Below are 24164 nucleotides of genomic sequence, written 5' to 3' on the forward strand. Positions count from 1 at the left end.
TTACCTTAAAACACATTATTGTTGATTCTTTTTCTCAAAAAAACAATATAACCCAAAATGACATACACAACAGCTAATAACGCAAATATAATTTCACATATCAACATGAATTGTAATAAATTTTGTAATACGCTCGGAAAACGCACATGAATCATAAAGTTAAAATAAGCAGTCGCTGTTGTTACCCACGGAAATGTTAAAGCGGCAAATGAAAATTTAAAATTTATAGCCATTAACTTAGGAATAAACGTTAATGACACCATAAAAAGTAGTTGGGATATTATAAAACCACTTACCATTATAATGATGTCATTCGATTTTGCACTGATTAAAAATCCATTAAGACAAAGTGCTGCAGGAGCCGCTATAATGATTGACATTGGAAATTGATTTTCATTATATAAGCGCCAAGTTTTTTTGATTAAAATAATCGCTATTAGTATTATAAAACAAAAGGTTGCTATATATACCGTGAATTCACCTATGACTGGATTAAATTCTTTTGCAGTTTCAGCTATTACACCTATCCCTACAAATGTTACAAACCAACTCGTATTCGGCAAAACAGTACCTTTGTTATGTAATATTAGATGATAGTAAATAAAACCTGCAATAATGATAAATTGGATGATAATCGTTAACCACCATAACCATAATAGTAAACCAAGATTGACATTCAAGTGATGCTTTATGATGTAAATGATTGTCATTAAAGCCATAGGAAACGTTGGGAAGGTAGCGCAGATATGACGATCACTCAATTCATTATATATTGTATGAGGATACAATATGCACTTTTTAATAAATAACACTAAAATGATGAAACTCAATATAAAAAATAACACTGCTAAACCATACCAAGACATATTAAACAGTAAATTACTAAGCGAAGCGATACCTAATGCTAATCCACAAATAGCCGTTGGTAATACTTTAATCAATTTATAAAACATAATTTTAATCCTTTTACAATATTTAGTTATATCATTACTATACTATGCTTAAACTATTTATGTGTAAAATAAGATTATTATTTCGTTACCATTTTATCATCTTGCCTAATCTTCTGTGCCTTTATTTTTGTATTAATTCAATATATGCACATATTTGAATGTGACATTCATATCGATATATTAATCTTCAATAACATCTAATCCTTTATCTCTCAACTGCTTTAAACCCTTGAGCATTTGGTTAACATCGTCATCCGAATGTCTTTCCCATACGCTTAATTCCGCGACAATTTTTAGTGGTTCAGTAGAGCGATAAGAAAGCGTTGGATTGCCAGGTAATTTTTTATCTGTGACGTTCGGATCGTCTTCAAATTCTCCCAATGGTTCAACAACATAAATATGCTCTTCTGCCCTTTCCTTAGATAAAGCAACTGCAAGTTCAGCTCCCCATTTTGCGGCTTCTAATGTACCTGTGAAATATATGTGGTTCATAATTCGATCTTGATAATTCGATTTATATAATGGATGCAGTAAATCACCTATCTCTAATTTAGCTTTTGTACCATGTAAATATAAGTTTTGTCCAAACTGTGCTGTTTCACTGTTCATCGCCTAAGTCCCCCTCATAATCAGTATGCTGTTCGATTATTATATGCAATATCTATTGGAAAATATAGACTATAATATCTGACACTCGCATCGTATAATTAAAGCAAAGGAGGTTTTATATTTATATTATTTTTAACAATTGTTGATTATAAAAATAATGTACGACATAGCGCTTGCTTAAACGAAACTTCTGTTACATCTAAATTAAAAACGGAGCTAATCAACTTCAAAAAGTTTTGCAGCACCGTTTTATATATGATAATTATATTAATTTAATCAGCATTAAACCCACTATTTAAATGGACTAACTCATCAGCTTTATCTGTAAACACGCCGTCTACGCCCCAATTGGACAATTGATTTGCCCTCGCTTTACTATTCACCGTCCATACATTTAATTCGTAACCAGCATTTTTAATTGAACGCACGCGTGCTTGAGACAGTTTTGCATCTTCAATATTGACAATCGTTGATTCACAATAGTCTAAAAGTGTTCTCCAATCACCTGTAAATGCTGCTGCTTTAAAAAGAACTGCTCGCTTATATTGTGGCATTAGCTGCTGTGCTAATTTCAATAAAACAATATTAAAACTAGATAATAAAATATCTAAATTTGAATTTAATGTGTTTAATTTTTCAGCAACTTGTTTAATCATACTTTCTGATAACACACTACCATCTTTCCCTGTTACACCTTTTAATTCAATATTTAAATTCATTTTATATTTATTAGCTAATTCAACCACCTCATCAAAAGTCGGCAGTTTTTCCTCTGCATATTTAGCATTATACCAATTGCCAGCAGATGCTTGTTTGATTTCATCATAATTCAATTGTGTAATTTCGCCATTCATATCTGTTGTTCTATCTAAAAAATCATCATGAATAATGACGAGTTGTTCATCTTTTGTTATTGCAACATCAAGCTCAATCCATTTTAATCCAGGCACATGCGCAGCTGCTTCAAATGCTGCCATTGTATTTTCAGGTGCTTTACTTGATAATCCTCTATGAGCATAAACTGTAAACATATCATCTTCCCCTTCAATGTGATTTTAGTGTAATTATGATATGTCATGAACCATAATTCAAATTATCTAAGCTATTATCAGAAAAAAACATTTTATAGTCGAAAATCAAACAAAAAAGTCGCCTTCTGTATCCTTAATAGGACTTCAAAGGCGACCAATAGGTGTCATATATTATGATTTTGAATTTACATATGAAGTTGGATCAACAGAATATCCGTTACCCACGCCACCTGACATACGTTGGAAATGTAAATGAGGTGCAGTAGAATTTCCTGTACTTCCTGATAAACCAATTTGTTGTCCTTCTTTAACTTCTTGGCCAGATTTAACATTTAAAGAATTCATATGCATATACCATTGATAGTTATCACTGTTTTTCTCTTGGATTGTAACTTGGTTACCACCACCATAGTTACTCCAACCACTTTGAATTACTGTACCATCTGCTAATGAATAAACAGGTGTGTTTTCATCCATTGCGTAGTCAACGCCATAGTGTGCACCACCGCCATGGTAACTACCATAAGGTTGTAATTGACGATTTTTAGTTAACCAATTTGATGAATGTGTACTATTATTACTACTGTTTGATGCTACTTCTGATTGTGTAGTGTTTTGTTGTGGTGCAGCTTGTTGTTGTGGTGTTGAATCATTACTTGATGTAGTGTTTTGTTGCACATTATTCGTACCATTATTTTGTGTGTAACTTGTTCATAATTGTTATTTGTTGATGCGTTATTTTGTGTATGATTTACATTATTAGAATTACTTTGTACTGTTTGTCCAGATTCAGTGCCATGGTTCGTTGTTGCACTATTATCAACATCATCGTTTTCTGATGTTTGGTTGATGTCATAACCTTCTGATTGTACTTCTTCATGACTTTGGTCATCAGTGTAGTTATTATCATCTGAGACATTTACATTATCTACGTTTGAAGTGTTGTTTGAAGTGTTATTAGCACTTTGATTATTCATTGGGAAATAATAGTAATGATAATTCCCCTCATCGTCTATTAAATAGAAATAATATTGTTGTTGATCAAACATAGATTGATCCCAGTTTCCATCTAATGTGTGATGATAGTTCCCATTATCATCTTGATCAATATATCCATAATTAAAAATATCACTATAAGACTGATTGCTTGTGTACTGTGTATTAGATTGATTATTTTCTGAAGCGTGTGCTTCACCTTGTGCGATACCAATTGCACCTAAAGATAATGTAGCAATTGTTGCTGTAACCATTTTTTTCATAATTAATAAGTCCTCCCAAAATTTTTACATACATAATAGTATCAGAGAAACTGTATAAAAAGAATAGCAGAAACTGTTTTTTAATTTGTTAGTAATTTATTTGTGATGTAACGTAAATTTTTTGAAAATTCCTAATATGTATTACGATTGCACCTTCAAAATTTCAAAAAAATAGCGTGTTATGGTATTTCATTTTCTAAAAAGCTTTCCTTATTCTATTACATAGTTAACAATCGAATAAATACATTTTTAAGTACATTTATATACAAGGCTAATAATTATCTAATTAACATTAGCTTGATACAAAAAAACCGAGACATCATTATCTATGTCTCGGATGGTTTAATACTATTTTTTGTCTACTGTATTACTTTCTTATTAATGCTAATATACCGGCTACTAATATTAATATACCTGATAAAATACCAAAAAAGCTTATAAAAATTATATTTAAAATACCACCTATGATTAATAATATTCCTATTAAGACTCTTTTTTTGTTTATAATACAACTAAGAACCAGTGTTATTATACAAGTTATTATAACCGCTACGCCTAATCCAGTTATACTGCCACTATCTGTTGCTCCAAATTCTTTGCCAATACCGTCGACCATTATAGCGAATAAGCCACCTATAATACCAAAGATACTTCCTAATATTCCTAAAATCATTTCTGCTACTCTATTTGTTTGTTTTTTTCCAATATACTCATTCATATAAATTACTCCTTTTCTTTTTACTACGCTGCTTCATCTTCAGCAGTTTCATCTTCTTCGCTTTGTTTCATATCTTCTTCATACTCTTTATCTATTTCATCCATTTCTTCTTCATATTCTTTATCTATCTCATCCATTTCCTTTTCGTATGCTTCATCTTGCTTTTTCATTTCTTCTTCAAATGCTTGATCTTCTTCTTCCATCTTTTTATTGTATAATTCATCAACACGTGCTTCTAATTGATCATATTCTATCTCTAATACCTCATGATCAACATGGTCCATTTTTTCACCATCCGTGAGTTCATTATATTCATCAACTAATGTGTTATACATTTCTGCTGGATATGTTATTTCATCGCTTTCATCATCTTCTTTTTCGGTATCAGTTTTTTCAGCATCCGCTGTTTCACTTGTACTTTCATTATCATTACTTGCTGATACAGAATTACTAGTTTGTTGATTACTCGCTTCTTTAATATCTTCTTTCTTTATGTTCCATTTTGCTTTAATATTTTCAAAATTTGGCGTAGCATCCATTTCTAAAGTATATGTATCATTTTCAGGAACGTCATAAGTAATCATACCTGACCCAGTATTTCCTTTGTTCAATTGATGTGAAAACCCTGAGTCTCCTTCACTCTCCCCGTACCATTCTTGATAATTTTCACCGTTCACTTTCATGCTAAAATCAGTCGAATCAACTAATACTTGATCTTCATTATTATTTTTAAATTTCAAATATACTTTTATAACTCTGCCATTTTCAGGTTCACTATATTCATCATAATTATTTACATATTCTACTTTTGCTAATTTCACATCTACACCATCAGCGTCCACTACTTGTCCAATTTTAAAATTCTTCATAGTATTCGTAGCTTTTGACTTATTATCTTCTTTTCTGTCAGATTTTGTTTCCTTACCTTCCGTATTACAACCAGCTAAGATACATATGATTAAAATAGCAAAAAACAATAGTTTTTTCATTTTACCACTTCCTCATTTTACATTTACAGTTAATTTGAATTTTGTTCAACTTTAAAATTATTTTAAACCATACTACATAATCTTATAACATATTTAGTTAAAATCAATCATTTTTTTGAAATTTATGTTAATTTAAAATTTTATTAATGTGCTATCTTAGGAAAACCAATTTTTGTTACAAAAATGACTGTAGAAATAATTATCTTAGAAACGAAATTTCATAAATAATTAGTCCTACAGTCATATTAAAATTTTTCTTTTTATATGATTTATTCAAATCTCTGTTCAAATTGTTACAAAGCTATAAGTGTTCAATTATGTGATATGTCATAAAAATGAACTTTATGTTTTTAACAAAAAATGCAAGTATAAATAATATATTTTTTATATTATTAATTACATGCTACCATAAATATATCAACTAATAAGCGGGGCATGACATTGAATAATTTAAAAAAACATTATGTGACAAAAGGTTCGAAAGACTATTTAAAAATCATTATTGCACTTTTTATTTCCGGTTTTACTATCTTTTCTATCTTATATAGTGTTCAACCTTTGATTCCACATTTCACAAAGTCATTTAATATTAGTGAAACTGTTTCAAGTTTAGCTTTATCAGCAGCAACCATTACCTTAGCAATTGCTATGCTATTTTTCGGGGCACTATCCGAAGTGTTAGGCCGTAAACCTATAATGATTTTTTCTGTTCTTTCTGTATCCTTACTCGCCTTAATACAACCATTTTTAACAGATTTCAATACTTTTTTAATTTTGCGATTAATCCAAGGCATATGTCTAGCTGGTTTACCATCAATCGCAATGGCTTATATTGGTGAAGAAATTTCATCACAAAATTCACCTGAGGCGATGGGCATTTATATTAGTGGAAATGCTTTTGGCGGCGCCTTTGGAAGAATATTCACCGGTTTTATTTCAAGTATATATGGATATCAAACTGGCCTAATTTCTATAGGTATAATCAGTCTTATTGCAGCCATTTTATTTACATTTTTATTACCGTCATCTAAACATTTTGAAAAACAGCGTTTTTCTGTAAAAACATTATTAATGAGTTATTATAAGCATCTAACAAATATCAGATTGCTCAAACCATTTATGATTGGCTTTCTGCTACTTGGGTGTAACATCGCAGCATTTAACTATATTGGTTTTGTGTTATCAGAAAAACCATATAATTTACATGATAGTATCATTAGTTTTATTTACTTATTATTTTTAATAGGTATGATTTCCTCAATACTAAACGCAAAATTACGTATGAAATTAGGTACTTTAAATGCCTTGAAATTCAGTGTTTTATTGTTAATTTTCGGTATTAACATCACTTTATTGCCACCGCTAACATTCAAAATTATTGGCTTAGCCTTTAGTGTTTATGCTTTTTTTAGTGGGCATGCAATTGCAAGTGCAGTAGTTACCAGTCGTGCAGAAGACCATAAAGCACAGGCCTCTAGCCTATACTTATTATTTTATTATATGGGTTCTTCTGTAGGTGGTACTTTAGCCGGTGTGTTTTATAACTATATTCAATGGCCTGGCGTAGTTTTAATGATTACTAGTTTTATGGTCATAGCATTCGTTATTGCTCTTACCATTAAGCAAAAATAGGCTTGAAAATCTAAAATTTTAAGATTTCCAGGCCTATTTATATATTCAAATTTTTACTATTGTATTGTTGTTTCCATATTTGCTTCAAATTCATCTAGTAGTTCACGTGCTTCATCAGTCGTATTTGTACTCATCAGTTGATGTCTTAACTCACTTGCACCTCTGATGCCACGCACATATATTTTAAAGAATCTGCGCAACGGTTTAAATAAGCGTGTTTCTTCTTGTGAATATTTGTCGAACAAATCAAGATGAAGTCTCAACAAGTTTAAAAGTTCTGCACTCGTATGTTCTCTTGGTTCTTTTTCAAAAGCATAAGGATTATGGAAAATCCCACGTCCAATCATGATACCATCGATACCATACTTTTCTGCCAGTTCAAGCCCAGTTTTTCTATCTGGAATATCACCATTTATCGTCAATAATGTATTTGGTGCAATTTCATCACGTAGTTTTTTAATTTCACCGATTAATTCCCAATGGGCGTCTACTTTACTCATCTCTCTACGTGTACGCAGGTGAATTGATAAATTCGCAATATCTTGCTGAAAAACATGTTTCAACCACTCTCTCCATTCATCAATTTCAGAATAACCCAAACGTGTTTTAACACTTACAGGTAACCCTCCTGCTTTAGATGCTTGAATAATTTCAGCTGCAGTTTCAGGACGTAATATTAGTCCTGAACCCTTACCTTTTGTTGCAACATTCGCAACTGGACAACCCATATTCAAATCAATGCCTTTAAATCCCATCTCTGCCATGCCAATACTCATTTCACGAAAATGTTCAGGTTTATCACCCCAAATATGTGCAACGATGGGTTGTTCATCTTCTGTAAAAGTTAAACGGCCACGTACGCTATGTACGCCTTCAGGATGGCAAAAACTTTCCGTATTTGTAAACTCAGTGAAAAAGACATCAGGTCTTCCCGCTTCGCTGACTACATGACGAAAGACTACATCTGTTACATCTTCCATAGGCGCCAAAACAAAAAATGGACGCGGTAATTCACGCCAAAAATTTTCTTTCATATATATTTTAACCTTCTTATCTATTATTATCTCGAATTTTTATCCATGACGATATTACCACAAAAATTGGACTTATACAAAAAGATTATAAACTTCCAAAACCAACTCGAAAACAGCTTATCTAAAAACTTATTACCTAAATAATCGAATAGTTACGTATTCGAAATAAATCTATTGTCACCTTAAATATTTTCGAAAGCAGTTCAAGTTATACACTTAGAAGGCGATCTATCTAATGATTTTTCTTCACTTTTTAACAAAATTATCAAAGTTATAAGAAAATATTCATTTAATACCTAGTCCGGTAACTATACATACTACTAAATAACCCTACACATAAAATAGCAGCAGCAAAAATCAAGGCTGCATTGAAGTTCCCTGCGCTTCCAATTAATAATCCTGACAATGCAGGTGCAATCATTTGCCCCAAACTGTATATAACAGTCAATATCGCAACTAAGTTCAGCTTACTATTATTTTGATACATTAAAGCTTGTGCTTTGGACATAAATAATGTAGTAAGCCCTAAAAACGTTGAACCAAATAATAATGAACTTAGAATCAAACTCAACATACTTTCTGATAGTATTGGCAAAGTAACACTTATTATTTGTAAAATAAAAGCTAAATAGGTCGCCTTACCATGGCCTAACATATCAGCCAACATAGACCAAAGAATGGTCGATGGTATCGCGCCTAACCCAACAAACATCCAACTTAATGCTGCATAGTCTGATAACGAGGGTATCGATTTAACAATGGCAACCAAAAATGTGCCCGTAATAATATATCCAGCACCTTCGCAAAAATATGCAATGGAAAAACCCCAAATAAATTTTTTCTTCAACTTACTTGATACATTAGATTGACTTTCGTTTGTTTTATGGCTTTCGTGATCAGTACGATCATTTTCACGCATACCAAATATAATAAAAATAGCCATGATTAATGAAAAAATACCGAGCAAAACCCAAGTCGTTTTCCATGTATTCACTGAAGTAAATAAAAAAATAAAGATACTACTTGAAAAAATACCTAAACCTACACCACTATAAAGCAGACCTGATATACGTTCTTTTCGAACCATTTTTAATGCTTCTAACGCAACATTTGATGCTAATACAAAAACAGTACCACTAGACACACCAGAAACAAATCTAAAAATAGCCCATAAGATATAACTATCAAAAATACCCATGAATAGTGTTGAAATAATATTAATCATTAAATATATTTTAAGATCGACTACCTTATTAAATACAATAATCCAAATTGGAATTATTGCGCCAATAAGATACCCTAAATAATTATATGTAACCAACATACCAGCACTCGGATTGTCCATACTGGTATTAAGCTGCATAAAAGGCATGATGGGCGTATATGCAAAACGTCCAATTGCCATAACAATAAACAAACACAACATACCTAAAATAAGTTGCTTATACGCTTCTTTCATACTTTACACACCTTTCAATAAATTAATTACATTATACACTTTTCATGGTATTTACAAATACTTTTTCATTAGCAATCAATAATATTATCTTCAACCCCTTTTAATTTTGAAATAGTAAGTATAGAATAGGCATTATTATTATTTTGAATTTTCAGATTTTTATTAGGGGGATTGTTATGCAACAACAAAATATACTTTGGAAAGATTGGAGATTACATGGCATTGTCCTAATCATTATGATCATTTCTGAAGTGATTGGCGCACATAAAATTCCATTAGGTATAACTTCAATCCTATTGTTACCAGTAGTTTACGCAGTATTACTTGGTTTGGGAGTATATTTCACACCTATTATAGGTAAAAGACAAGCTAAGCACTCTGAACCAATGGTCTTTATTTCTGTAGCATTACTCATAGCAAAATTCGGGGTAGAGGCTGGACCTGCCCTTCCTAAAATTATTGCAGCTGGACCCGCTTTAATACTTCAAGAAGCCGGAAATTTAGCTACTATTATTATTTCATTACCGCTAGCTATACTTTTAGGTTTACGTAGAGAATCTATAGGCATGACACATTCAATAGGTAGAGAACCAAATTTAGCACTTATTACTGAAAAATATGGTATTACCTCTCCTGAATGGCGAGGAGTCATGTCCATGTATATATTTGGAACGATATTTGGGGCAATATTTTTTAGCATTTTCTCCGGCATACTAATCTCTATTTTACCTTTTAGCCCATTAGCATTTGCAATGGCGACAGGTGTAGGAAGTGGTGTGATGACTGCTGCTGCACTAGGTCCCTTAGTTGAAATGTATCCTGACCAAGCTAGTACAATTACAGCATTCTCTGGTGTGAGTAATTTACTTACATCTGTCACAGGGCTTTATGTGGGTATATTAATTGCTTTGCCATTAACTCGAAAATATTACAGCTTTATTATGCATATTAAATCAAAATTCACAAAAGATAAGGAGCAATGAGTATGAATTCAAAAGTTACAAACTGGATACTCACATTATGTGTGGTAGGGATTATTTCACTTTTTAGTAATTGGATTGGTTACAGTGTTATGCCAATAGAAGCTTTACCGGGCATTCTTACATTAATGGGCATTGCATTAAGCGGTTTAATCTTACGTGATATTGTCCCTTTAAATATACCTAGTATTGCTTATATTGGGATAATCGGACTCATCATTACAATACCAGGCATCCCTGGATCATCAAACATTGTTGAATGGACTGAAAAAGTAGATCTATTGTCATTAGCTACACCAGTGGTTGCATATGCAGGTGTTTCTATAGGAAATTCGTGGGCCGATTTTGCTAAGTTAGGTTGGAAAACAATTGTCGTAGGAACCGTAATATTGCTCAGTACATACGTAGGTTCTGCCCTTGTAGCAGAAATTGTTTTAAGCATTCAAGGTTTAGCATAATCTACACATAATCATCCCCGTACAAACAATTCAATCTATCGTTTGTACGGGGATAATTAAAGTCAGAAAATATTTTAAATATAATAAATGAATACTATAAAGTTCAATAAAAAGAGTACAATAGCTGGAATCGCTTTTTTAATTGGATCCTTGCCTAAGAAAATCAATGAAATTGCACCAACAAACATCGTTGCACCTAGTAATATACTTGATAATAAAGCAATCACATTATACAACACACCTATCAACATCCCCAGACCACCTACAAATTCAAAAATTCCTGTAATTTGATTAAAAATAGGTGGGTAGCCAAGACGCGCAAAATCTTGTTTCATTGCACCAGATAAAATTTTAGATCCTGTCATGATAAAAAATATCCCCAAAATTATTTGCAATATAATGATAATAATACTCATTTTAACGACCCCTTTTCATTTTTATCTTAGTCATACGCTAGCAAACCAGAAATCATATAAGGCGTAATGCGTTTAATATAATTTTCAGGTAACATCTCACTATCCTTTTGGTACCATGTTTCAGCTGCTTTATAGATACTTGCACTTATCATGTTTGCAGCCAATTGTCGTGTACTATCTTCTTCAAAGTCAATATCATTCAACAATTTATACAATACATTTGCAATATGTTCTTGAACAATATGGTCTATTGTCTCAGGATAACTCCTATGACATCTTCTATTTAAAGACAATTGAAACTCTGCCACTACTTTAAAAATGTCGACAATTGTATTTTCACTCAATGGTTTATATTCAAAATATTCATAATTTAAATTAATTAATAGTTCCTCAGCAAGCGCTTTTTCTAACAAATCATAGATATCACTGAAATGATAATAAAACGTAGCTCTATTGATAAGTGCCTCTTGTGTAATATCTTTTACAGTTATACTTTTAAAATCTTTAACACCAGACAATTTGATAAAAGCTTGCATGATAGATTTTCTCGTTTTAATGACGCGCAAGTCTGATTTTGATTGTACCATTCGACTCCCTCATTTTCTCCCAACATTTAATTCTGGATGTTGAATATTCAACATTTTCTACAATTTGTTGGTACTTATTATTCATATTACTACTTATCATAAGAGTATATCAATTTAATTAATCTACGGAGGTACAATTATGGAAAAAAATATGGTATGTGATATGTATTCGGGTGTTTGCAAACCGAGTGGAGAAAATGAAGTAGAAAACATAAACTTGAACAACCAAAGTCCTAATTTAACTTTATATTATATAACTGATCCTATGTGTTCACATTGTTGGGCTTTCGAACCAATTTTAAATAAACTGTTAGTTCAGTACGGTCATTTGTTTAATTTTCAAATGATTATGGGTGGTCTTTTAGAAGCTTGGGGGGATGGTCCTATTGATCCTGCTAATGGCATTTATAAACCAGCTGATGTGACACCACATTGGCAAGAAGTAGGTCAATATTCACGCATGCCTATCGATGGTACAGTTATGGAATTAGATCCTGTGCAATCTTCATACCCAGCATCTCGATTGTATAAAGCAATTCAGCAATTAGATTCCCCGACTTCTGCTATTGAATTTATTAGATTAGTGAGGGAAGCTGTTTTCGTCTTTAACCAAAATATTTCTGATAACAAAATACTTAAATCAATTGTACAAACTTTATATAAAAACAATAAAACAATAAATATTGAAACTATTTTTGATTTAGCAAATAGTACGCAAGGCCAGCAACTACTTTCAAACGATTTTAACTTAGTACGAGAATTAGGTGTCAGAGGTTTCCCTACAGTTGTCATAGTAAATCATGATAACCAAGGTACCAAAATTGTAGGTGCTAGAGATTTAAATGTTTATATAGATACACTTAAAAAACTTAACAATAATGGAAAAACCGTTTCAAAACCATTGCCATATTTAGAATTATATTTAAAAAAACAACATCGTTTATTTTCTAAAGAAATTGAAATTATGTATGATATTGCGCAAGGCGAAGTACCAAATTTCGTTGAACAAAATTTGAGTCCTTCAGTTTACACAGCCAAAAATATCCTTGGTGAAAATTATTATGAATTTATTTTATCGTAATATATGACAATCTAACTGACATTGTGAGCGAAATAGCTTACGTTCATCAAACACTATATGTACTTGCTCAATGCAGGTGAAATTCAATCAATTTATCAAATATGTTTATATAAAGTGTCACTTTATTGCATTTATATTCTTACTCATGTCGTTTTATATTTTTTCAAGTATTCGTTGTAATTAAAAGTTTCTATACTATTAGTTACAATGATATTTTTATTTAGCTGCGCTTCTAAATACCTACTCACTTCACAAACTGCATTTATTTTTATTGATTCTATGTCATTCATTTCTATTACTACAAAGTCTATTTCTTTAACACTATGATTCGTTTGAGAAAGTATACTATAGATGTGATGTAACAATCCTTCATTATATTTGGTTTTAGAAATTGCTACTACTTTTGAATTAATTGGTTCTTGATTTCTATTACGCAAGTAAAATAGTGTGTTACCTCTGCTATATTGAACGATGATATACATACAGAAACCCCATTTTAATTTTTTATATCTATAATTAGTATATACACATTACGCACAATTAATAAACTATTTATAATAAATAAAACTCAATTTATCATCAGTTTTATTTAAGCAATAATTAGATAGTAAAAAAACACCTCCGTATGATTCATTTTAAATGAATTCAACGAAAGTGTTTTTATTTCATTCCCACTATTTGGGGTCAGTTCAGCACATGTCTCAGGTTTCTTTATTTAATACTATTTTTATAATTTATTAATTATTTATCTTCTTCATTTTTTCTACGACGTTTGAAAACTAGTAATAACGCACCCAAACCTGCAAATAATGAACCAAATAAAGTACCTTTATTAATTTCATCTTTTCCTGTTTCAGGTAATTCAGATCTATTATCATTAATTTTTCTAGAGTTATCGGAACGATCATTTACTATTTTTGAAGTTTGATTTTGTTCTAACTCTGAAATATGATCACGTTTAGATGGTTGGCTTATATCTGAACTTTCTCCTGATTTCGGTTCTTGAGTATTAGAGTTTCCTTCTGTACTTGGATTTTCTCCCATACCTGGATTTTCTGCAGAATCACTTACTATAACAATACTTGGTTTAGATACATTACCATTTTTATCTGTAGCTGTTACTTGTAATTCTTCTCCACCTTTTAGATCAACATTGGATGGAATATCAACTGTGTAGTTACCTTCACTGTCTGCTGTTCCTGTCGCTGTTGTTCCGTCTGGGAATGTGACTGTCACTTCTGAGCCTGGTTCGGCTGTTCCGCTAATTTGAGTATCTTCACTTGTTACTTCTTCCACCGTCGGTGATTCTGGTGCCGTTGTATCCGTTACTGTTGTTGTCGCTTCTTCTGATGTATTTCCATCTTTATCTGTTGCTACAACTTTGATTGGCTCTCCACCTTCTAGGTCAACATTGGATGGAATATCGATTGTGTAGTTTCCTTCGTCATCTGCTGTTCCTGTCGCTGTTGTGCCATCTGGGAACGTGACTGTCACTTCTGATCCTGGTTCGGCTGTTCCGCTGATTTGAGTATCTTCACTTGTTACTTCATTCACCGTTGGTGCTGATGGTGCTGTCGTGTCTACTACTGTTGTTGTTGCTTCTTCTGATGTGTTGCCGTCTTTATCTGTTGACGTTACAACGATTTCTTCTCCACCTTCTAGATCAACATTGGATGGAATATCAATTGTGTAGTTTCCTTCGTCATCTGCTGTGCCAGTTGCCGTTGTGCCATCTGGGAACGTGACTGTCACTTCTGAGCCTGCTTCGGCTGTTCCACTAATTTGAGTATCTTCACTTGTTACTTCATTCACCGTTGGTGCTGATGGTGCTGTCGTGTCTACTACTGTTGTTGTTGCTTCTTCTGATGTGTTGCCGTCTTTATCTGTTGACGTTACAACGATTTCTTCTCCACCTTCTAGATCAACGTTGGATGGAATATCGATTGTGTAGTTTCCTTGGTCATCCGCCGTGCCAGTTACTGTTGTTCCGTCTGGGAACGTGACTGTCACTTCTGAGCCTGCTTCGGCTGTTCCACTGATTTGAGTATCTTCACTTGTTACTTCATTCACCGTTGGTGCTTCTGGTGCTGTCGTGTCTACTACTGTTGTTGTTGCTTCTTCTGATGTGTTGCCGTCTTTATCTGTTGACGTTACAACGATTTCTTCTCCACCTTCTAGATCAACATTGGATGGAATATCAACTGTGTAGTTACCTTCGTCATCTGCTGTGCCAGTTGCTGTTGTTCCGTCTGGGAACGTGACTGTCACTTCTGAGCCTGGTTCGGCTGTTCCGCTAATTTGAGTATCTTCACTTGTTACTTCTTCCACCGTCGGTGATTCTGGTGCCGTTGTATCCGTTACTGTTGTTGTCGCTTCTTCTGATGTATTTCCATCTTTATCTGTTGACGTTACAACGATTTCTTCTCCACCTTCTAGGTCAACATTGGATGGAATATCGATTGTGTAGTTTCCTTCGTCATCTGCTGTGCCAGTTGCTGTTGTTCCGTCTGGGAACGTGATTGTCACTTCTGAGCCTGCTTCGGCTGTTCCACTGATTTGAGTATCTTCACTTGTTACTTCATTCACCGTTGGTGCTTCTGGTGCCGTTGTATCCGTTACTGTTGTTGTCGCTTCTTCTGATGTGTTGCCGTCTTTATCTGTTGACGTTACAACGATTTCTTCTCCACCTTCTAGATCAACATTGGATGGAATATCGATTGTGTAGTTTCCTTCGTCATCTGCTGTGCCAGTTGCCGTTGTGCCATCTGGGAACGTGACTGTCACTTCTGAGCCTGCTTCGGCTGTTCCACTGATTTGAGTATCTTCACTTGTTACTTCTTCCACCGTTGGTGCTTCTGGTGCCGTTGTATCCGTTACAGTTGTTGTCGCTTCTTCTGATGTGTTGCCGTCTTTATCTGTTGACGTTACAACGATTTCTTCTCCACCTTCTAGATCAACATTGGATGGAATATCAATTGTGTAGTTTCCTTCGTCATCTGCTGTGCCAGTTGCCGTTGTGCCATTTGGGAACGTGACTGTCACTTCTGAGCCTGCTTCGGCTGTTCCACTGATTTGAGTATCTTCACTTGTTACTTCATTCACCGTTGGTGCTTCTGGTGCTGTTGTATCCGTTACTGTTGTTGTCGCTTCTTCTGATGTGTTGCCGTCTTTATCTGTTGACGTTACAACGATTTCTTCTCCACCTTCTAGATCAACGTTGGATGGAATATCGATTGTGTAGTTTCCTTGGTCATCCGCCGTGCCAGTTGCTGTTGTGCCATCTGGGAACGTGACTGTCACTTCTGAGCCTGCTTCGGCTGTTCCACTGATTTGAGTATCTTCACTTGTTACGTCTTTCACCGTCGGTGCTAATGGCGCTGTTGTGTCTACTACTGTTGTCGTCGCTTCTTTTGATGTATTGCCATCTTTATCTGTTGCTACAACTTTGATTGGCTCCCCACCGTCTAAGTCCACATCTGATGGAATTTCAATTGTGTAGTTACCTTGATCATCAGCTGTGCCTGTTGCTGTTGTCCCATCTGGGAACGTCACTGTAACCGTTGATCCTGGTTCTGCTGTGCCACCAATTGTTGTATCTTCGCTTGTTACTTCGTTCACCGTTGGTGCTGATGGCGCTGTCGTATCTACTACTGTTGTCGTTGCTTCTTCTGATGTATTACCATCTTTATCTGTTGCCGTTACGACAATGTTTTCTCCACCATCTAATTTGACACCTGATGGAATTTCAATTGTGTAGTTGCCTTCACTGTCTGCAGTACCTGTTGCTGTTGTTCCATCTGGGAACGTTACTGTGACTGTTGATCCTGGCTCTGCTGTGCCACCGATTGTTGTATCTTCACTCTTCACTTCGTTCACCGTTGGTGTGTCTGGCGCTGTTGTGTCTACTACTGTTGTCGTTGCTTCTTCTGATGTATTACCATCTTTATCTGTTGCTGTTACGACAATATCTTCTCCACCATCTAATTTGACACCTGATGGAATATCAATCGTATAGTTACCTTCATCATCAGCTGTTCCTGTTACCGTTGTTCCGTCTGGGAATGTTACTGTGACCGTTGATCCTGGTTCTGCTGTGCCACCAATTGTTGTATCTTCGCTTGTTACTTCGTTCACCGTCGGTGCGTCTGGTGCTGTTGTGTCTACTACTGTTGTCGTTGCTTCTTCTGACGTGTTGCCATCTTTATCTGTTGCTGTTACGACAATATCTTCTCCACCGTCTAAATCTACATCTGATGGGATTTCAACTGTGTAGTTGCCTTCACTATCTGCAGTACCTGTTACCGTTGTTCCGTCTGGGAATGTTACTGTGACCGTTGATCCTGGTTCTGCTGTGCCACCAATTGTTGTATCTTCGCTTGTTACTTCGTTCACCGTCGGTGCTGATGGCGCTGTTGTGTCTACTACTGTTGTCGTTGCTTCTTCTGATGTATTTCCATCTTTATCTGTTGACGTTACAACGATTTCTTCTCCACCTTCTAGATCAACATTGGATGGAATATCAATTGTGTAGTTTCCTTCGTCATCTGCTGTGCCAGTTGCCGTTGTGCCATCTGGGAACGTGACTGTCACTTCTGAGCCTGGTTCGGCTGTTCCGCTGATTTGAGTATCTTCACTTGTTACTTCATTCACCGTTGGTGCTTCTGGTGCTGTTACGTCTGTTACAGTTGTTGTCGCTTCTTCTGATGTGTTGCCGTCTTTATCTGTTGACGTTACAACGATTTCTTCTCCACCTTCTAGGTCAACATTGGATGGAATATCGATTGTGTAGTTTCCTTGGTCATCCGCCGTGCCAGTTGCTGTTGTTCCGTCTGGGAACGTGATTGTCACTTCTGAGCCTGCTTCGGCTGTTCCACTGATTTGAGTATCTTCACTTGTTACTTCATTCACCGTTGGTGCTGATGGTGCTGTCGTGTCTACTACTGTTGTTGTCGCTTCTTCTGATGTATTTCCATCTTTATCTGTTGACGTTACAACGATTTCTTCTCCACCTTCTAGGTCAACATTGGATGGAATATCGATTGTGTAGTTTCCTTGGTCATCAGTTGTGCCTGTTGCTGTTGTGCCATCTGGGAACGTGACTGTCACTTCTGAGCCTGCTTCGGCTGTTCCACTGATTTGAGTATCTTCACTTGTTACTTCATTCACCGTCGGTGCTTCTGGTGCTGTCGTGTCTACTACTGTTGTTGTTGCTTCTTCTGATGTGTTGCCGTCTTTATCTGTTGACGTTACAACGATTTCTTCTCCACCTTCTAGATCAACGTTGGATGGAATATCGATTGTGTAGTTTCCTTGGTCATCCGCCGTGCCAGTTACTGTTGTTCCGTCTGGGAACGTGATTGTCACTTCTGAGCCTGCTTCGGCTGTTCCACTGATTTGAGTATCTTCACTTGTTACTTCATTCACCGTTGGTGCTGATGGTGCTGTCGTGTCTACTACTGTTGTTGTTGCTTCTTCTGATGTGTTGCCGTCTTTATCTGTTGACGTTACAACGATTTCTTCTCCACCTTCTAGGTCAACATTGGATGGAATATCGATTGTGTAGTTTCCTTGGTCATCTGCTGTGCCAGTTGCTGTTGTGCCGTCTGGGAACGTTACTGTGACTGTTGAGCCTGGCTCTGCTGTGCCACCAATTGTTGTGTCTTCGCTTGTTACGTCTTTCACCGTCGGTGCGTCTGGCGCTGTTGCGTCTACAACAATTGTAGATGATTGTGGAGATTTATTATTATATTTATCTTGTGCAGAAGCTTGAATTTGCTCTCCACCTTTTAAATTAATGTTTTCAGGAATATCAACAATAAAGTTTCCTTGTGCATCTGCTTTAACATCAACTGTTGTGCCACCTGGGAACGTTACTGTTACAGTCGCATTTGCTTCAGTTGTTCCAGTTACTTGTGTGTTTTCACTCGATACTTCATTTAATATTGGTGCATCCGGTGCTGTTACGTCTATAACAGTCGTTGAAGTTGGAGATGAAATATTCCCTGTTTCATCTGTTGCTGTAATTTGTAATACTTCATCGCCTTTCAGATCAATCCCCTCTGGAATACTTATTGTGTAATTACCTTCATCATCTGCAGTAGCTGATGCTGTTATATTATCTGGGAATGTCACTGTTATATTTGAACCTGGCTCTGCTATACCACGGATTTGAGTATCTTCATTTGTTACTTCATTCACCGTTGGTGCTCCTGGTGCTGTTACGTCTGTTACTGTTGTTTTAACTGGGTCTGTTTCGTTACCTGCTTCATCTGTTGAAGTAACATACAATTCTTCTCCACCTTGTAAATCAACTTCATTTGGAATAGCGATTGTATAATTTCCTGTTTCATCAGTCTTACCAGTGGCAGTTTCACCAGTAGGGAATTTAATCGTTATCGTCATATTTGGTTCGCCTGTACCAGTGATATTTGTATCTTCACTTGTCACTGCATTTACAGTTGGTGGTGCTGGTGCTGTAGCGTCTGTCACTGTTGTTGATCCTGGTTGTGAAACATTGCCTGCTTTATCTTGAGCTGTCGCACTAATCGTTTCGCCACCTTGCAACCCTTCATTTTCTGGTATTGCTACTGTGAAGTTACCATCTTGGTCTGCTGTCGTTTCTACCACTTCTCCACTAGGGAATGTCACGCTTACCGTTGAGTTCGGTTCTGCTACACCTGTTACTTCTGTACTAATACTCGTCACATGACTGATTTGTGGTGCACTTGGCGCTGTGGCATCTACCACTAGTGTACTATCTTTCTGAGAAACATTGCCTGCTTCATCTTCAGATGTAGCCTCTATTGTTTCGCCACCTTGCAATCCTTCATTTTCTGGTATTGCTACTGTGAAGTTACCATCTTGATCTGCTGTCGTTTCTACCACTTCTCCACTAGGGAATGTCACGCTTACTGTTGAGTTCGGTTCCGCTGTGCCTGTTACTTGCTTACTATTGCTAGTAATATCATTTAATACTGGTGCGTCGGGTGCCGTTACATCTGTTACTGTTTGTGTTGCAATAGGTGATTCATTACCTGCTTTATCAGTTGAAATGGCTTTAAATACTTCACCACCTTGAAGTGTAACACCATTTGGTATATCCACTGAATAGTTACCTTGATCATCAGCTGTTACAGATACTTTACCTCCACCTGGAAAAGCAACAGTCACTGTTGAATTAGGCTCTGCTGTACCCGTTACTTGCGTGTCATTACTTGTTATTGAATTTATCACAGGTGCATCTGGTGCTGTAGCATCTGTTACTGTAATCTGGTCTGAAACTTCACTTGTCTTACCATCTTTATTAGCCGTTGCTGTTAAAATTGTCCCAGCTTCCAATGGTTGATTTAAAGTAATAGTTGCAGCTGAACCATCATTTGGAATTTGAACTTTTCCAATTTCAACATTGTTACCATCTACAACTGTAACAGTGGCACCTGCTGTACCATTGACTTTAATGACTTTGTCATTGTCATCCACTGGATTAATTGACGGTGTTGGCACTTTGGAAATGTCTATAATTTCAAATGTATTCACTTCATCATTATCATAATTAGGTGAATCAATGGCGATAGTATACGTTCCTTCTGGTGATTTAGGAATTGTCACAGAGAAAGTACCATCTGAATTGACAGTTGTTGTGCCAATCACTTTACCATTGGCATCTATGACTTTCGCTGTTTGAGATGCGGCACCATCTTTTAATGGAACCGAACCAGTGACAACTGTAGCTTCATTCGTAATATCTGCAGCTTCAGGCTTGCCAACTAATGGAGACGTTTTATAGTTGATGACTTCATCTCCATCATTTTTACCATCTCCGTCTGTATCTTCATTTTCAGGATCTGAAAGTGATACTTGTCGTTCATATCGATCTAGCAAACCATCTTTATCATAATCTTGTAGTGCTAAATTTGAAGTCCCTAACGTATTATTTATTAAAAGATTATTACTATCAGTTAAATAACCTGCAAAAGTAAAGTCTTCTTTTTGTTTTGTTGTTTCTCTAATAAGGTTACCTTCAGCATCATATTCCGCATCTTTAGTTAATATATTATTCACGCTTTGATTTAACTTGAGTACAATTCGAACCCCTACCGTTTCAGGCAAAGCATTGTTAAACTCAATTAATTTATTTAAATTATCACTGGTAATTGTACCATTACCAATGCTGTCAATTTGTAAATCAGCTACTTTATTTCCAGGGTAGTATGATTTATCAAATCCTTTTAAACCATTGTAATCATATGTGTGAAGCTCTACGCCTTCGATATATGGTAATAAATCTTTATCTATTTGATAATTATATGACCATTGGTTTGCTTTCGTTTTACTATAGGTGAATATGCCATTTTTCATAATTTGCTGGTCTATTAAAATACCACCATGTTCTCCGACTGTATCATCGTATGTAGCTGAGCCGCTACTTGCTTTAAATACATTACTATTTTCTGTAGAAATATTATTTTCTAATTGTACTAAGTCTTTATCAGAGGCAGTTAAGAAATAACCACTACTTTCAGACGTTCTTACAATCTTGTTATCTCTTGAATCTCTCACGAACAATTGATAATTCAATTTGTTGTTACTTAAGTCTCCAGAATCCTTCAAGATATTTGCTACTGTATCATCTAATTCGATTTTACCATTAGATGCTGTATACTGAGATAAGATTTCAGCACCACCAAACAATCCATCATTTGCTCTGATAAAATTGATTTCCCAAGTATTAGTGAAATTACCGTTTTCATCTTTTAATCTTATAAATTCAACAGGGGTATTTCTACCACTAGGATTAGCAGATATTTTTGTGACATGACTTGCTATTTTCGGATCCAATTTCAAATCAATTTTATAGCGATCTCCTGAATTTGACCCTGACATGTAACTATGAATATCAAAAGGAATGACATTACTATCTAAGGTCTTTTGTGAATCTAATTTTCCTGGATCAAAAATCAATGATGCAAATGTATAGTTGTCCATATAGCCAAGTGATTTTTCAACTTTTTCATTTTGTTCTACTGCTGCTCGTAATGCAGTTGGCGTAGCCATTGAACGCAACAATGTACGTTTTGGAGTGGCTAACGTTTTCGCTTTATCTTGCTCATTCGAAAGTTGAATAATTGAAGCCTTTAAAATTTCAATATTTATTGCTTCATCAGTTGTATTTTTATAATCAATATCAGTGTTTTCTAAAATTGCTTTAGTGTCTTCTGTTGAAAGTTGACTATTTAAATAATCTTCAACTGCCTTTTGTTTATTCTCTGTTTCTGACAGTTGTTTTGTTAATTTTGACTGTGTGTGATTACTCGTTTCAGGATTTTTCGTCATTTCTGTAGTTTTGTCGTCATCAGAAGATGGTTCAGTTGATGGTTGTTTATCATTTTGTCCATCTAAATTTTCTGTTCTAGTGCCTTCTTTTGTATTATTAGAAGTGTCAAGATTTTTTTCTAGTGATTTTTCAGTTGGCGCTTCATTGCTAGATACATCTGTATCTTTTGTTGTTTCTGTTGATGTCTCATTTGTTGAATCTTTCACTTTTTTGTTATCCGTTGTTGTTTCATTACTTTCAGTTGTTCTTTCTTGATCAGGTTCTTCTTTGTTCGTACTATCTTCATCTAAACGTGAAGTATCACTGTTTACATCTTGTTTTGTTTCAGATGTATCTGCTTTTTCTGTTGTTTGCTTATTCAAAACTTCATTTGTAGATTCATTCTCGTTTGTAGACTCATTAGTGTTATTATAGTCTTCTTTTTGACCTAAGGTTGCGTCGCTATTATCTGGCTCTTTTTGATCCGTACTTAGATCGTTATCAGTTTCTTCTTTTTGTAATTCATTTTTAGAATTTTCTGTCTTTTCTTCAGTAACCGGATTTTCACTACGACTTGAAGTTGTGTTATTATCTTCTACACTTTTTATATCTTGCACATCAAGTGCTTCACCTTTATCTGAATCATTAGCCTTATTATCATTCGTAATTGAGTCTAATTCAGCAGCTTTTGCTTCACTACTTACTCCAAATACAAGTGTCGCCCCAATCAATAATGATGCTGTTCCAACTGTAAACTTTCTAATAGAGTATTTGTTTAACCTATTAGGTAAAAATCCTTGTTTGTTTTTCATCTTTTCCCACCTCAAAATAAACTTTATCACAATTTAATTCTACTCAATTAATTTGAAAAATCAAGATATTTCTTAAATGTAAGTTATTAATATGAAAGAATGCCGCAAATTACAGTTGTTCGCCATTTTAAATATATAGGTTTTAGCATACCGCAATTAATAAATTTTCGACATTGTTATTTTTTATATAATTTCAGAAGTTCTGTGGTGCAATCAATTTTCCATTAAACATGATAAAATAAATTATTTCAAATTGTAAAGTTGAGTAAGTAATGAAAGGTTTTGAAGAACAAATACTACACAACCACATAAATACCATACAAAAATCAAAAATTTTTCAATCGTTCATATAGAGTTCATAATCTTACCTTATATTAAAATTAAAGATTCATTACAGGAGGTCGTAAAAATGAAAAAATTAATGTTCAGTTCAGCTTTTTATACTTTATTAGGCATGCTCAGTGGTCTATTTTATAGAGAGATGTCAAAAGCAGAAAATTTTAGTGGTTATTCACAATTAAATGTAACGCATACACATTTACTCGTATTAGGTACAATCATGTTTTTAATATTTATGGTGATAGAACACCAATTAAAACTTACTCAGCACTATACTTTATTTAATTATTTCTTTTATGTTTATCATGTCGGGGTATTATTAACGGTTGCTATGCAATTTGTTAATGGTATAGCAACGATAAAAGGTTTTGAAGTGAGTCCTGCTATTGCTGGGATTTCAGGATTAGATCATATTGCTATTTCCATTGCTTTCATTTTATTCTTTGTATTATTGAATAAAAGTATTAATGTCAATTCTAAATAATAGTAGATAT

General features: G+C 34.6%; 16 protein-coding genes and 1 pseudogene. 5 read left to right on the forward strand and 12 right to left on the reverse strand.

Going from position 1 to position 24164, the window contains the following annotated elements; translation table 11 throughout:
- Nucleotides 1-5 precede the first annotated feature (5 nt).
- The 6 genes and pseudogenes from MUA21_RS11855 to MUA21_RS11885 all read right to left on the reverse strand — a co-directional run bounded on the left by MUA21_RS11855 (nucleotide 6) and on the right by MUA21_RS11885 (nucleotide 5559).
- Nucleotides 6-953, reverse strand: a complete 948-nt coding sequence (locus tag MUA21_RS11855; RefSeq protein WP_262561361.1) for an SLAC1 family transporter — start codon at nucleotides 951-953, stop codon at nucleotides 6-8.
- Nucleotides 954-1133: 180 nt separating this feature from the next.
- A complete protein-coding gene (arr, locus tag MUA21_RS11860) occupies nucleotides 1134-1562 on the reverse strand; it encodes an NAD(+)--rifampin ADP-ribosyltransferase (protein WP_145381083.1) in 429 nt (142 codons plus the stop codon).
- 272 nt (nucleotides 1563-1834) lie between these two features.
- Nucleotides 1835-2593 (reverse strand): glycerophosphoryl diester phosphodiesterase, encoded by a 759-nt coding sequence (locus tag MUA21_RS11865; RefSeq protein ID WP_107520720.1) that lies wholly within the window; start codon nucleotides 2591-2593, stop codon nucleotides 1835-1837.
- Nucleotides 2594-2764: 171 nt separating this feature from the next.
- A pseudogene (locus tag MUA21_RS13375) lies at nucleotides 2765-3852 on the reverse strand (M23 family metallopeptidase).
- A 367-nt stretch (nucleotides 3853-4219) separates the two neighbouring features.
- Entirely contained in the window at nucleotides 4220-4570 is a 351-nt protein-coding gene (locus MUA21_RS11880) for a DUF4064 domain-containing protein (protein WP_046206585.1), read from the reverse strand.
- A 23-nt stretch (nucleotides 4571-4593) separates the two neighbouring features.
- Nucleotides 4594-5559, reverse strand: coding sequence for a DUF4352 domain-containing protein (locus MUA21_RS11885; protein ID WP_262561364.1), 966 nt, complete (start codon nucleotides 5557-5559; stop codon nucleotides 4594-4596).
- 435 nt (nucleotides 5560-5994) lie between these two features.
- On the opposite strand from MUA21_RS11885, the gene MUA21_RS11890 reads away from it, so the two are divergent.
- Nucleotides 5995-7191, forward strand: a complete 1197-nt coding sequence (locus MUA21_RS11890) for an MFS transporter (RefSeq protein WP_438873789.1) — start codon at nucleotides 5995-5997, stop codon at nucleotides 7189-7191.
- 56 nt (nucleotides 7192-7247) lie between these two features.
- Here MUA21_RS11890 and MUA21_RS11895 read toward each other — a convergent pair whose 3' ends face one another.
- On the reverse strand, nucleotides 7248-8225 hold the full coding sequence (locus tag MUA21_RS11895; protein ID WP_073344702.1) for a tRNA dihydrouridine synthase: 978 nt from the start codon (nucleotides 8223-8225) through the stop codon (nucleotides 7248-7250).
- A gap of 289 nt (nucleotides 8226-8514) precedes the next feature.
- Entirely contained in the window at nucleotides 8515-9684 is a 1170-nt protein-coding gene (locus tag MUA21_RS11900; protein ID WP_262561366.1) for a YbfB/YjiJ family MFS transporter, read from the reverse strand.
- A gap of 176 nt (nucleotides 9685-9860) precedes the next feature.
- On the opposite strand from MUA21_RS11900, the gene MUA21_RS11905 reads away from it, so the two are divergent.
- Both MUA21_RS11905 and MUA21_RS11910 read left to right on the forward strand, forming a co-directional pair.
- Nucleotides 9861-10667, forward strand: coding sequence for a DUF3100 domain-containing protein (locus tag MUA21_RS11905; protein ID WP_064209135.1), 807 nt, complete (start codon nucleotides 9861-9863; stop codon nucleotides 10665-10667).
- A gap of 2 nt (nucleotides 10668-10669) precedes the next feature.
- Complete coding sequence (locus MUA21_RS11910) at nucleotides 10670-11122, forward strand: hypothetical protein (protein ID WP_262561367.1); 453 nt, start codon at nucleotides 10670-10672, stop codon at nucleotides 11120-11122.
- A 74-nt stretch (nucleotides 11123-11196) separates the two neighbouring features.
- On the opposite strand, the gene MUA21_RS11915 is transcribed toward MUA21_RS11910, so the two are convergent.
- Complete coding sequence (locus tag MUA21_RS11915; RefSeq protein WP_070658088.1) at nucleotides 11197-11538, reverse strand: DoxX family protein; 342 nt, start codon at nucleotides 11536-11538, stop codon at nucleotides 11197-11199.
- A 26-nt stretch (nucleotides 11539-11564) separates the two neighbouring features.
- Nucleotides 11565-12125, reverse strand: coding sequence for a TetR family transcriptional regulator (locus MUA21_RS11920; RefSeq protein WP_262561368.1), 561 nt, complete (start codon nucleotides 12123-12125; stop codon nucleotides 11565-11567).
- 139 nt (nucleotides 12126-12264) lie between these two features.
- Here MUA21_RS11920 and MUA21_RS11925 point away from each other — a divergent pair, with 139 nt between their 5' ends.
- The gene (locus MUA21_RS11925; RefSeq protein WP_262561369.1) at nucleotides 12265-13206 is read left to right on the forward strand and encodes a DsbA family protein; all 942 of its coding nucleotides are present in this window, start codon (nucleotides 12265-12267) and stop codon (nucleotides 13204-13206) included.
- 143 nt (nucleotides 13207-13349) lie between these two features.
- On the opposite strand, the gene MUA21_RS11930 is transcribed toward MUA21_RS11925, so the two are convergent.
- Together MUA21_RS11930 and MUA21_RS11935 are read right to left on the reverse strand one after the other, a co-directional pair.
- Entirely contained in the window at nucleotides 13350-13688 is a 339-nt protein-coding gene (locus MUA21_RS11930) for a hypothetical protein (RefSeq protein ID WP_107526203.1), read from the reverse strand.
- 259 nt (nucleotides 13689-13947) lie between these two features.
- A complete protein-coding gene (locus MUA21_RS11935; RefSeq protein ID WP_262561370.1) occupies nucleotides 13948-23331 on the reverse strand; it encodes an Ig-like domain-containing protein in 9384 nt (3127 codons plus the stop codon).
- A gap of 409 nt (nucleotides 23332-23740) precedes the next feature.
- Here MUA21_RS11935 and MUA21_RS11940 point away from each other — a divergent pair, with 409 nt between their 5' ends.
- Nucleotides 23741-24154 (forward strand): DUF2871 domain-containing protein, encoded by a 414-nt coding sequence (locus tag MUA21_RS11940; RefSeq protein WP_262561371.1) that lies wholly within the window; start codon nucleotides 23741-23743, stop codon nucleotides 24152-24154.
- The last annotated feature ends 10 nt before the right edge of the window (nucleotides 24155-24164 follow it).

This window comes from Staphylococcus ureilyticus, from assembly GCF_025558845.1.
Lineage (GTDB): Bacteria > Bacillota > Bacilli > Staphylococcales > Staphylococcaceae > Staphylococcus > Staphylococcus ureilyticus.